Below are 12,338 nucleotides of genomic sequence, written 5' to 3' on the forward strand. Positions count from 1 at the left end.
TGCTGTGCGTATCATAAGAGATGCGCATGAAAAAAGCATAAAAAATTTCCGCAGAACCGGAATCCGTGCGACGAGACGTTTTCATCATCAAAAAAGGGACAAAATGAATAAGGTTTATCCTGACGCTGCCTCGGCCCTGGCAGATATCGTCAAAGACGGCCAAACCATTGCAGTAGGTGGTTTTGGACTGTGCGGTATTCCCGAGGCGCTGATCGCCGCCTTGCGCGATTCCGGGGTTCAGAATCTGACGGCAATTTCGAATAATGCCGGTGTAGATGGCTTTGGCCTGGGTCAGTTGTTGACGACCCGCCAGATCAAAAAGATGATCGCCTCCTATGTCGGCGAAAATAAAGAGTTTGAACGTCAATACCTGGCTGGCGAATTGCAATTGGAATTCACTCCGCAAGGCACTCTGGCTGAAAAATTACGCGCTGGCGGCGCTGGCATTCCGGCATTTTTCACCAAGACCGGCGTCGGTACGATCGTTGCCGACGGCAAGGAAATCCGCGAATTCGATGGACATCAATATGTGATGGAGCGTTCGCTAGTTTCTGACGTGTCATTGGTCAAAGCCTACAAGGCAGACAAGTCCGGCAATCTGGTATATCGCAAAACCGCCCGCAACTTCAATCCTAACGTCGCCATGGCGGGTAAGATTACCGTGGTGGAAGTCGAAGTGCTGGTTGAAACGGGAGAAATCGATCCTGATGATGTCCACACCCCGGGTATCTTTGTCCATCGTATCGTTGTCAATGCAACGCCTGAAAAACGCATAGAACAGCGCACTGTTCGCCCAGCAGAATAAGGAGAACAACATGGCTTGGAATCGTGATGAGATGGCTGCGCGCGCAGCAAAAGAATTGCAGGACGGGTTCTACGTGAATCTCGGCATTGGCTTGCCGACTATGGTGGCCAACCATGTACCGCAAGGAATGGAAGTCTGGCTGCAATCTGAAAACGGCTTGCTGGGTATCGGCCCGTTTCCGACTGAAGCAGAAGTCGATCCGGACATGATCAATGCAGGTAAGCAGACCGTGACGACGCTGCCCGGATCGTCGATCTTCAGTTCGGCGGATTCATTTGCGATGATACGCGGAGGTAAAATCAATCTGGCTATTTTGGGGGCAATGCAAGTCAGCGAAAAAGGCGATCTGGCGAACTGGATGATCCCCGGCAAGATGGTGAAAGGGATGGGCGGCGCGATGGATCTGGTCGCCGGTGTCGGTCATGTGGTGGTATTGATGGAGCATGTCGCTAAAGGCGATGCGCACAAGATACTGAAGTCCTGCAATCTGCCATTAACCGGCGTAGGCGTCGTGAACCGCATCATCACTGATCTGGGTGTGATCGATGTTACGCCAACCGGACTGAAATTAGTCGAACTGGCTCCTGGCGTCACAACCACGGAAATCACGGCTAAAACCGAAGCGGCATTGGATGTCAGCGCTTTTGTCTGATTGATTTGAAGTCATTCTGAGTTGAATAAAAACGCCAACGACATGTGCTGGCGTTTTTATTTGGACTGATGCAAAGAACAAGAAATCACCCCCAGGGACGCAGGGTAAGCGCAGCAGGAGAAATTTTCTTTGCGCACTCTGCATTGTTGCGGCGAGCGTTTTTCTTTATTTAGGTAAGTTCCATAGTGTGAAATGTTATCGAGGTAATTAAATATACTGGGTATTGTATATTGATAAATTTCAAATTTCCCATTGCGTTATATGCGGATTCTGGTGCTTAAATAAAATACTCCCCCGATTTTTATAAAATAAGGTTTTTTTACTGCTTTTTCTTCGCCATATCACCGACTGGTTTGATATCGCCACAATCTGCAGACAGCCATTTTCCCTTGGTTTCCATGTGTTGGCTGACAGGTTTGCCGTGCGACACGCCTTTAAAGTCATAGGTCGATTGCATGGCGCCGTCGCTGTTGTACATGCCTTTGACGGTGCCCGTGCCTTTCATGTCCGGACTGTCGCAGACCAGATCCATGGACCAGCTGCCGCCATTATGTTGCATGTTTTTAGGCTGGCAAGCGGCCTCTTCTTTTGGCCCCATGCTTGGGTGGTCGCGTTCTGCCATTTCCTTGGTGATGCAAACCTGATGGGTCATGCCGCCGTTTTGCATCATCGGTATTTTGATGCCCATCTGCTTCATTTTCTCCAATTGCTCGGGCGGGATCGGGGGTAAGCTTTTCATTGCATCCGATTGCATGGTCATTTCCCACAAGCCGGGCTTCATTTTCCCTGCTGCTAACACGGGGGCTGCAACAAATAAACTGAACAAGGATGATAGTGCAAGAAATTGCAGGTAAGCGCGCATGGGAGCCTCATGGGATATTGACGGCAAACTGATGATGAATTATTAATATAGTTCGTCAAGAACGAAATTCAAAGTTATTTCGATCTTGCTGGTTCAAATCCTTACAGTCATCTCAGGCGCGTGTATTCTGCAATTTGGCCGTCGCCGATATTCTACGATTGAATGTTTTGTATTGCGGCACCTTGTATATGTTTAAAATGACGGTTACAGGATTTAGAAAATAAGGATGCAGTGTGTCGCTTGCATAGCAAGGCAGGTTTATTTTGCGTCAATCCTGGCGTTTAGTTGTAGTCACCGTTTTAAGCGCAAGCCCCATTAAAATGGTGATTCGAATCGATGGTAGATAATGCCATTAGAACTTCGCTGTTTCTTCTGAGGCTGCGGCTCTCCAATCTGAAAGGTGTTCTTCATGTCCGTCCAACGCAAGTCAGTACAATGCCTGTCTCCCGCTGGACTGCATCGAGTGTCGTATAAAGAATGGGGCGATCCTCGCAATCCCCGTGTGTTGTTGTGCGTGCATGGCGTTACCCGGGTTGCCGATGATTTTGATGCGCTGGCTGCTGTCATGGCGGACAGCTACCGGGTTATTTGCCCGGATATTGTCGGACGCGGCCAATCAGACTGGTTGCGTAATCCGCAGTTCTATCAAATACCGCAATATGTCAGCGATATGGTGACTTTGCTGGCGCGTCTTGATGTTGAGACGGTCGATTGGTTCGGCACGTCGATGGGCGGGCTGATCGGCATGGGTATGGCGGCGCTGGCAGATAACCCGATCAGAAAATTAATTCTGAATGATGTCGGACCTGTACTCAACCCCGCGGCGATTGCGCGCATTGCCGACTACATTGCGCAAGACATGCGCTTCGCCAGTTTTGAGGAAGGTGCCGCCTATATCCGCATGGTGTCGGCCTCATTTGGTCCGCACACTGAGGCGCAGTGGCATAAGCTGGCAACCGACGTGTTGCGCCAGAATCATGAGGGGCAGTGGATACGTCATTATGACTTGAATTTGTCGATACCGATCAAGGCGACCACACCGGAAATGGCGCTGGCGGGACAGACTGCGCTGTGGGCAACTTATGATGCGATTAAATGCCAGACGCTGGTCATCAGGGGCGCAGAATCGGATTTGTTGAGTGCAGAAACGGCGCTGGAAATGCAGCAGCGCGGGCCGCATGCCAAGGTAGTGGAGTTGCCGGGAGTAGGACATGCCCCGACCTTCGTGCAACCAGAGCAAATCGCTATCGCCAGAGAATTTTTACTTTCATAAGCAGCTATCTCAACCGGTCGCCGTATTGTTATAAACCAATTTTTCTGTCATCAGGAATGCAATGAGCTTACAACGTTTTCATGTCGGGCAGCGCTTGTCCGAGACGGCTATTTTTAACAAAGTGATTTATCTCGCAGGACAAATTCCTGAAGATGCCACGCAAGATATCGTCGGTCAGACCACGGAAGTGTTAGGACATGTGGATCGTTTATTGGCAGAAGCCGGTAGCGATAAGTCGCGGATTTTAATGTGCCAGATTTTTTTGTCGGATATCAAGCTGATTGGCGGCATGAATCAGGCATGGGACGCCTGGGTTGCAGCAGGTAATGCGCCGCCGCGGGCGACAGTGCAGGCTGCATTGGCTGATCCCGCATGGCTGATTGAAGTGGTTGTCACCGCCGCACAGAGTTAAGCAGATGGTCTCGATATCAGCGACAAGTTCGCAATCTCAATTACTCGAAGGTTTGTCCGAAAGCGAGTCCAGTCGCGTCATGGCTGCGCTCGAATTCGTGACGCCGCTGTATGCGCATCGCCAGGTCATCACCGAGCAAAACGCCTTGCAATTCGTGCAGGGTGTGGTTGCGATCCTGGCGATGTTGCGTACCGATGTTGATACCCGGATCGCCGGTTTGCTATTTGAATTGCCAGAACTGAGCCCGGTTGCTGCAGAGCAGATTGAATCCCGGTTTGGCAAAGAAATCGCGGATCTGGTCACGGGCATCCGGCGCCTGATGCGTTTGCGCGAAGCGGCCCTGACGCAGCATGAGATCGGCCGCGGCAAGGACGCCGCTGAAAAGGCCGCCACGCAGATGGAAACCTTGCGCAAGATGGTATTGGCAATGGCAACCGATATGCGTGTGGTTCTGGTGCGGCTGGCTTCGCGTGTCACCACCCTGCGCTATTTCGCCGACTGCAAACGCGATGACGGCGCGGCTCAGCAATATGCCAGCGAAACCATGGACTTGTATGCGCCGCTGGCGAATCGCTTGGGTGTCTGGCAATTAAAGTGGGAATTAGAAGATTTATCGTTCCGTTTCCTGGAGCCTGAACAATATAAACGCATCGCCAAGATGCTGGAAGAAAAACGACTGGAGCGTGAGAGCTTCGTCGTCTCTGCCATCGCCCGTCTCAATGCAGAATTGAAAGCCGCCGGCGTCAAGGCCGAAGTATCTGGCAGACCGAAGCATATCTACAGCATCTGGAAAAAAATGCGCGGCAAGGATGTCAATTTTGACGAGCTTTACGATGTGCGCGCTTTTCGCGTAGTGGTCGATGATATTCGCGATTGCTACACGGTTTTGGGTATTGTGCATAATGCCTGGACGCCGATTCCCAAAGAATTTGACGACTATATTTCCCGCCCCAAACCGAACGGCTACAAGTCTTTGCACACCGTAGTCATCGTGGAAGACGGCAGGCCACTCGAAGTGCAGATACGTACACGCGAGATGCACCAGTTTGCCGAATACGGCGTGGCCGCGCACTGGCGTTATAAAGAGTCTGGCGGATCGAATTTTTCTGCTCAGGAATACGATGAAAAAATTGCCTGGTTAAGGCAATTGCTGGCCTGGAAAACGGAGGTCGCCGATGTCGTAGTCGGGCAAGAAGAGTTGCAGCGCGAATGGGTAGAGAAGATTAAAGCCGCCAGCCTGGACGACAGGATTTACGTCCTGACGCCGCAGGCGCGCGTGATCGAATTGCCGAGCAATTCAACCCCGGTTGATTTTGCATATCATCTGCACACCGATGTCGGCCATCGTTGCCGCGGCGCGCGGGTTGATAACGTCATGGTGCCTTTGAATACGCCACTCAAAAACGGTCAGACGATTGAGATTATTACGCTCAAAGTCGGCTCGCCACAGGCCGGACCGTCGCGTGACTGGCTCAATCCCGAGTACTCGGCAAGCACCAGGACGCGCAGTAAGATTCGCGCCTGGTTCAATGTCATTGATCAACAAGAGACCCTGTCGAATGGCCGTGCCTTGGTCGAGAAAACCTTGCAGCGCGAAGGGAAGACTGCAGTCAATCTTGAGGACCTGGCGCGCAAGCTGGGTTTTGCCAGCGTCGATGAATTATTCCTGTCTGTCGGCAAAGACGAATTCAGCCTGCGTCAGATCGAGAATGTGCTGCGTGAGAATGTCGAAGTCGTTGATCCGGACCAAGTCAGCATCACCAACAAGAGCCGGGCATCGAGTGTCACGCAGGGCGCCAAGTCCGGTGTGCTGGTGGTCGGCACCGAAGGGCTGCTGACCCAGCTGGCGCGCTGCTGCAAGCCGGCGCCGCCCGATGAAATCGTCGGCTTTGTAACGCGCGGCAAAGGTGTTTCCATACACCGGCTTAACTGCAAGAATTTTGCGGAAATGCGCAACAAGGCGCCCGAGCGCGTGATCCAGACGACTTGGGGCGAGCATGGCAAAGAAACGGTCTATCCTGTCGATATTTTTGTGCTGGCACAAGACCGGCAGGGCTTGTTGCGGGATATTTCCGAGGTTTTTTCCCGTGAAAAAATCAATGTGATCGGCGTCAACACGCAAAGTGCAAAATCGCAGGCCCGTATGTCATTTACCGCGGAGATAGGCGGCACAGCGCAATTGCAAAAAGCCTTGAACGTCATCCGGGAAGTTCATGGTGTGATTGAGGTGCGCAGGAATTGATACGCCATCGCAGGCCAATTTCGCGTGCTGATGTCGGTCAATCATTTATCCACCCTGCAACCAGCTAAATGGATTACGCAATATTGATGCGCCTTCCGGCAAGAAAGGTTGCCGGAAGGCGCATCAATATTGGCGGGTTTTCCTGGACTAAATCGCTGTAAGCCATTTAACCATCTGAAACCGACCGTGCGATGAAAGGCCTTGCAGACCTAGCTATAATCGCCGGCAGCGTCGTCTTCGGCCATGCCCGGAACTTCGGCTTGTAAGGTGATGTGGTCAATCTTATGCTTGTCTAGCAGCATCGTCTTGACGCTTTCGAGTATGCGCGGCCATGCGCTCAGATCGTCAATTTCCAGATGACCGATCAAGGCAGGATAGCCGGGCGACATTTCCCAGACATGCAGATCGTGGACAGAAAGCACGCCCGACACAGCTTCCAGATCGTCGCCGATTTGCAGATAATCGATATGCTGTGGCACACCTTCCATCAAAAAGTGATAAGACTCTCCCAATACGCCGAAGGTGGATTTCAGAATCAGTAAAGAAACGAAAATCGACAAAATTGGGTCGATTTGCATCCAGCCGACATAGTAGATGACCGCGCCGGAAACAATTGCGGCAACTGAGCCGAGCAAATCGCCCATCACGTGGACTAAAGCGGCTTTGGTATTTACACTTTCTTTGTCGTGGGACAGTATCCAGGCAACGACGATATTGATGGCAAGGCCAATGCTCGCCACCAACATGACCGCGCCGCCTTGCACAGGTTCTGGGTGTGACAGCCTTTGTGCCGCTTCAAATACGATCCATCCGACGACCGCCAGCATGACCAGGCCGTTGACGAATGCCGCCAAGGCTTCTGCGCGGCCAAAGCCGAACGAATTCTTTGCGGTCGGCGGGCGTTTGGCGATCATTTGCGCAAGCAATGCCAGTCCCAATGCCGCTGCGTCCGTCACCATATGACCGGCATCGGAGATCAGTGCCAATGAATTTGACCAGAAGCCGAAGCCGACTTCAACGAAGGCGAAGCTCAAGGTCAGACCGAGTGCCCATGCGAGGATTTTTTGGCTGCGATTTTCAAAAAAATGCTGATGCTGTGCATCGCCACGACGATGGGCGTGTAGATGATCGCTTTTTTGCGGGGATGTTTTTGAGTGCATGAGGTAAGGGGAGTTTGAATGCGATAACTATCGCCAGTGTAATCGTGATAAGCGACAAGGTGGTGAAAGCCCCCAGTAGATTCAGGGACGTTGGGAAATTCCGGCGAGTGTTGCATCGCAAGAATCTTGGAAAATAAATAAAAATACAGAAAAGGTGTTTACGTTTTCGCCTTGGTTTGCTATAGTCTCGGCTCTTCGGGCGGTTAGTTCAGCTGGTTAGAATACTTGGTCGACATCCAAGGGGTCGCAGATTCGAATTCTGCACCGCCCACCAGAATTTTTATCATGCAACGTGCAGCGTTGCTACATAGATAAGAGCGAGAAAGGCATCATGGTTATGACACCGCGAACTACGAGCACAGCAATTTGTGAGCGACGTTAGTCGAGGGTCTTTTTCGTTTGTAATTTTTGAAAAAAACGCGGCTAGCCCGCGTTTTTTTTCGTCCGCATTTTCTGATATTTCTTTTTGAACATTGTAGGTATTCGGCAAACATTGCCGGCATGGAGACTTAAAATGGTTTCAGTTCGACTTCCCGATGGTTCTCAGCGTCAATTCGACGCCCCTGTCACTGTAGCGCAGGTGGCTGCCAGTATCGGTGCCGGTCTGGCGAAAGCGGCATTGGCAGGCAAGGTGGACGGCAAATTGGTGGATACCTCGTTTTTGATTTCCACTGACGTCGATCTGTCTATCGTGACAGATAAAGACCCGGATGGCCTGGAAGTCATTCGCCATTCGACTGCGCATTTGCTGGCCTATGCGGTGAAAGAACTGTTCCCGGATGCCCAGGTGACGATCGGTCCGGTGATCGACAACGGCTTTTACTATGACTTTTCTTATAAGCGTCCATTCACGCCCGATGATCTGGTTGCGATAGAAAAGAAAATGCAGGAATTGGCAAAGAAAGATGAGCCAGTCATTCGCAAGGTATTGCCGCGCGATGAGGCGGTGGCTTACTTTAAGTCGATCGGCGAAGCCTATAAAGCGGAAATCATTGCATCGATTCCAGCGGATCAGGATGTGTCGCTTTACACCGAAGGCAATTTCACCGATCTGTGCCGCGGCCCGCATGTGCCTTCGACTGGCAAATTGAAAATATTCAAGCTGATGAAGCTGGCCGGCGCTTACTGGCGCGGTGATTCGAAAAACGAGATGCTGCAACGCGTGTACGGCACCGCATTCGCGAAAAAGGAAGATCAGGAAGCCTATCTGCACATGCTGGAAGAAGCGGAAAAGCGCGATCATCGCAAACTGGGCAAGGCATTGGATTTGTTCCATTTCCAGGACGAGGCGCCGGGCCTGGTATTTTGGCATGCGAAGGGCTGGACCATATGGCAGCAGGTCGAGCAATACATGCGCAAGGTGTACCAGGATTGCGGTTATCAGGAAGTCAAGGGGCCGCAGATTCTCGACAGCAGCCTTTGGGGTAAGACCGGGCACTGGGATAACTATAAAGACAATATGTTTATCACCGAATCGGAAAACCGTTCATATGCGTTAAAGCCTATGAATTGTCCGGGTCATGTGCAGATTTTCAATTCTGGCATGAAGAGTTACCGCGATCTGCCGCTGCGTTTCGGCGAATTTGGTCAATGCCACCGCAATGAGCCTTCCGGTGCTTTGCACGGCATTATGCGGGTACGCGGCTTTACCCAGGACGATGGCCATATTTTCTGTACTGAAGAGCAAATTCAGTCCGAGGTGATGGGTTTCCATCCGCAGGCGATGAAAGTGTATGCGGATTTCGGCTTTACCAATATTGCGATCAAGCTGGCTTTGCGTCCGGAAAACCGTATCGGCAGCGATGAAGTCTGGGACAGGGCTGAGGAAACTCTGCGTGCGGGCTTGCGTGCCTGCGGCGTCAGCGAATGGGAAGAATTGCCCGGCGAAGGTGCGTTCTACGGTCCGAAGGTCGAGTACCATCTCAAGGATAGCCTCGGTCGTCCTTGGCAGGTCGGGACTATGCAGGTCGACTTCTTCATGCCGGGTCGCCTTGATGCGGAATATGTCGCCGACGACAATAGTCGCAAAGTGCCGGTGATGCTGCACCGTGCGATTGTCGGTTCGCTGGAGCGTTTTATCGGAATGTTGATAGAAAATCATGCCGGTGCGATGCCGGTATGGTTGGCGCCAGTGCAGGTTTCTGTTTTGAATATCTCCGAATCACAGGCTGAATATGCGAAATCCGTTGCAGAAAACCTGAAGAAACAAGGGTTTAGAGTGCACACCGATTTGCGTAATGAGAAAATAACCTATAAAATACGCGAGCATTCAATGCAGAAGCTACCTTATATCATCGTCATCGGTGATAAGGAGCGGGATGCAAACACCGTGGCTGTGCGTACGCGTGGCAATCTGGACCTGGGTGTAATGACCCAAGATGCTTTCTTAGAACGTCTGAAAAACGACATCGCTACGAAGGCTTAACCAGATAGACCAGCGACAAAGCACAGCCAATTTATTTAATTTTTGAAGGAAACTGCAATAGCTACTGACAAGTCACATCGCATCAACGGTGAAATTACAGCGCCAGAAGTGCGCTTATCCGGCGTTGAAAACGAGCCATTAGGCATCGTTAAACTAGTTGAAGCCTTTCGTTTAGCGGAAGAGGCCAATGTTGATTTAGTGGAGATTGCGCCAACTGCGCAACCACCAGTTTGCCGTCTGATGGACTACGGCAAATTCAAGTACCAAGAGCAAAAGAAGGCGCACGAAGCCAAACTGAAGCAAAAGGTCATTCTGGTCAAGGAAGTCAAATTCCGTCCTGGTACCGATGATGGCGATTACAACATTAAGTTGCGTAATCTGACCAAGTTCCTGGACGATGGCGACAAGACTAAAATCACTTTGCGCTTCCGCGGTCGTGAAATGGCGCATCAGGAAATCGGCATGCGCATGCTGGAGCGCTTGAAGCTGGACTTGGAACCTTACGGCCAGGTTGAGCAGTTTCCCAAGATGGAAGGTCGTCAGATGATCATGATTCTGGCACCGAAGAAAAAGAAATAAGATTTGTGAAGATCACTGATGTAAGACGGTGATTTTTGCGATGAGTATGGACTCGATTCCATGCTCCAACAAGTGAGAGTAGGCATCCAAGTGCATCGTAATCGTTGCCACCTACAATCATGTTAAAAAGGAACTGTCCTAAACAGACAGGTGTTTTATGCCTAAAATGAAAACAAAAAGCTCTGCCAAGAAGCGCTTTCGCGTTCGCCCAGGTGGAACTGTTAAATGTGGTCACGCTTTCAAACGTCATATCTTGACTAAGAAAACAACCAAGAACAAACGCCAATTGCGCGGTATCACGAACGTTAATGCAGCAGACGTCACATCCGTCATGCGCATGATGCCAACAGCTTAACCTCTACTCACTATTTAAGGAGTTACTATGCCTAGAGTAAAACGTGGGGTTACAGCTCGTGCCCGTCATAAGAAAGTTCTCGATTTAGCCAAAGGCTATCGTGGTCGCCGTAGCAAGGTATACCGTATTGCCAAGCAAGCAGTTATGCGTGCCGGTCAATATGCATACCGTGATCGTCGTAACAAGAAACGTGTATTCCGCGCTTTGTGGATCACGCGTATCAATGCAGCTAGTCGTCAACACGGCCTGACCTACAGCGTGTTCATGAATGGTCTGAAAAAAGCCTCTATCGAACTGGATCGTAAAGTCCTGGCCGATATGGCAGTGACTGACAAACCGGCATTCGCTGCGATTGTTAATCAAGTTAAGGCCAACCTGGCAGCGTAATTGTTAGGTGCGGTTTGCTCGCTGGATTCCGGCTGGGCAATGCCGCAATATGAGCGGGGCAGAGGTTGAATCCTGTGCCCCGTTTTATTTTCAGTAGTCAAATTTCAGCTTCCCCTTCGGGAATAATCGCATGAACCCCTTAGATCATCTTGTAATTCAAGCGCGCGCAGATTTCGCTGCCGCTCATGACGCTGCTGCACTGGAAAATGCCAAGGCACTTTATCTTGGAAAAACCGGCCAGATTACAGAGCAAATGAAAAGTCTGGGCAAGTTGGCGCCGGATGAGCGTAAAGCACAAGGCGCGATTATTAATGCCGTAAAAGAACAAATAGAATCTTTGCTGACAGAGCGTCGCGACGCTTTGTCGAATGCGCAAATGCAGTCTCGCCTGAACGCTGAGGCCATTGATGTCAGCCTGCCTGGCCGTGGTCGTGGCATCGGCGGCATTCATCCTGTGATGCGCACCTGGCAAAGAGTGGAAGAAATTTTCCGCTCGATCGGTTTCGATGTCGCAGATGGCCCTGAAATCGAAAACGACTGGACTAATTTCACGGCGCTGAACAGCCCGGAAAATCATCCTGCGCGCTCCATGCAGGACACGTTTTATATCGATGGGAATGACAGCGCCGGCAAACCATTGCTGCTGCGCACGCATACCAGTCCGATGCAAGTGCGTTACGCACGCATGAACCAGCCGCCGATTAAAGTGATTGCGCCCGGACGTACTTATCGCGTCGACAGCGACGCGACCCATTCTCCTATGTTTCATCAGGTCGAAGGTTTATGGATCGATGAGAACATCAGCTTTGCCGACTTAAAAGGCGTCTATCTGAATTTCGTCAAAGCGTTCTTTGAGACTGATGATCTGCAAGTACGCTTCCGTCCTTCTTATTTCCCGTTCACAGAGCCTTCCGCAGAGATCGATATCGCCTTTGGCAGCGGTCCATTGAAAGGGCGCTGGCTGGAAGTATCGGGTTCCGGCCAGGTGCATCCAACGGTGATCAGAAACATGGGATTGGATCCTGAAAAATACATAGGCTTCGCTTTCGGCTCGGGTTTAGAGCGCCTGGCGATGTTGCGCTACGGGATCAATGATCTGCGTCTGTTTTACGAAGGCGATCTGAGATTCTTAAAGCAGTTTAACTAATCGCTGTTGCATGCAGCGCATTGTGCCTTGCATCTGATG

12 protein-coding genes and 1 tRNA gene are annotated in these 12,338 nt (G+C 51.0%); 11 read left to right on the forward strand and 2 right to left on the reverse strand.

Annotated features, from left to right (window positions below; all coding sequences use genetic code 11):
- Positions 1-103: 103 nt before the first annotated feature.
- The gene (locus LPB67_RS04740; RefSeq protein WP_262835898.1) at positions 104-805 is read left to right on the forward strand and encodes a CoA transferase subunit A; all 702 of its coding nucleotides are present in this window, start codon (positions 104-106) and stop codon (positions 803-805) included.
- 10 nt (positions 806-815) lie between these two features.
- Positions 816-1,457 (forward strand): CoA transferase subunit B, encoded by a 642-nt coding sequence (locus tag LPB67_RS04745; RefSeq protein ID WP_262835899.1) that lies wholly within the window; start codon positions 816-818, stop codon positions 1,455-1,457.
- A 319-nt stretch (positions 1,458-1,776) separates the two neighbouring features.
- Here LPB67_RS04745 and LPB67_RS04750 read toward each other — a convergent pair whose 3' ends face one another.
- Positions 1,777-2,319: a DUF3617 domain-containing protein gene (locus LPB67_RS04750; protein WP_262835900.1), complete on the reverse strand. Its 543-nt coding sequence runs from the start codon at positions 2,317-2,319 to the stop codon at positions 1,777-1,779.
- A gap of 409 nt (positions 2,320-2,728) precedes the next feature.
- Between LPB67_RS04750 and LPB67_RS04755 the strand changes: the two genes are divergently transcribed.
- The 3 genes from LPB67_RS04755 (at position 2,729) to LPB67_RS04765 (ending at position 6,246) form a co-directional block, all read left to right on the forward strand.
- Positions 2,729-3,592, forward strand: a complete 864-nt coding sequence (locus LPB67_RS04755) for an alpha/beta fold hydrolase (RefSeq protein ID WP_262835901.1) — start codon at positions 2,729-2,731, stop codon at positions 3,590-3,592.
- A gap of 61 nt (positions 3,593-3,653) precedes the next feature.
- Positions 3,654-4,004 carry a RidA family protein gene (locus tag LPB67_RS04760; protein WP_262835902.1) on the forward strand — a complete coding sequence of 117 codons (351 nt, stop codon included), beginning with the start codon at positions 3,654-3,656 and terminating at the stop codon, positions 4,002-4,004.
- A 4-nt stretch (positions 4,005-4,008) separates the two neighbouring features.
- On the forward strand, positions 4,009-6,246 hold the full coding sequence (locus tag LPB67_RS04765; protein WP_262835903.1) for a RelA/SpoT family protein: 2,238 nt from the start codon (positions 4,009-4,011) through the stop codon (positions 6,244-6,246).
- Positions 6,247-6,455: 209 nt separating this feature from the next.
- On the opposite strand, the gene LPB67_RS04770 is transcribed toward LPB67_RS04765, so the two are convergent.
- Positions 6,456-7,406, reverse strand: a complete 951-nt coding sequence (locus tag LPB67_RS04770) for a cation diffusion facilitator family transporter (RefSeq protein WP_262835904.1) — start codon at positions 7,404-7,406, stop codon at positions 6,456-6,458.
- 197 nt (positions 7,407-7,603) lie between these two features.
- Between LPB67_RS04770 and LPB67_RS04775 the strand changes: the two genes are divergently transcribed.
- From LPB67_RS04775 to pheS, 6 genes are all read left to right on the forward strand, one after another.
- Positions 7,604-7,680: transfer RNA gene (locus LPB67_RS04775), tRNA-Val, on the forward strand.
- Between the two features lie 240 nt (positions 7,681-7,920).
- Entirely contained in the window at positions 7,921-9,831 is a 1,911-nt protein-coding gene (gene thrS / locus LPB67_RS04780; protein ID WP_262835905.1) for a threonine--tRNA ligase, read from the forward strand.
- Positions 9,832-9,873: 42 nt separating this feature from the next.
- A complete protein-coding gene (gene infC, locus LPB67_RS04785; protein ID WP_262835906.1) occupies positions 9,874-10,410 on the forward strand; it encodes a translation initiation factor IF-3 in 537 nt (178 codons plus the stop codon).
- A 157-nt stretch (positions 10,411-10,567) separates the two neighbouring features.
- Positions 10,568-10,765, forward strand: a complete 198-nt coding sequence (gene rpmI / locus LPB67_RS04790; protein ID WP_262835907.1) for a 50S ribosomal protein L35 — start codon at positions 10,568-10,570, stop codon at positions 10,763-10,765.
- A gap of 27 nt (positions 10,766-10,792) precedes the next feature.
- Positions 10,793-11,152 carry a 50S ribosomal protein L20 gene (gene rplT, locus LPB67_RS04795; protein ID WP_262835908.1) on the forward strand — a complete coding sequence of 120 codons (360 nt, stop codon included), beginning with the start codon at positions 10,793-10,795 and terminating at the stop codon, positions 11,150-11,152.
- A gap of 130 nt (positions 11,153-11,282) precedes the next feature.
- A complete protein-coding gene (gene pheS / locus LPB67_RS04800; RefSeq protein WP_262835909.1) occupies positions 11,283-12,299 on the forward strand; it encodes a phenylalanine--tRNA ligase subunit alpha in 1,017 nt (338 codons plus the stop codon).
- Positions 12,300-12,338: the final 39 nt, after the last annotated feature.

The sequence above is a fragment of the Undibacterium sp. Jales W-56 genome, from assembly GCF_025548535.1.
Classification (GTDB): Bacteria; Pseudomonadota; Gammaproteobacteria; order Burkholderiales; family Burkholderiaceae_D; genus Undibacterium.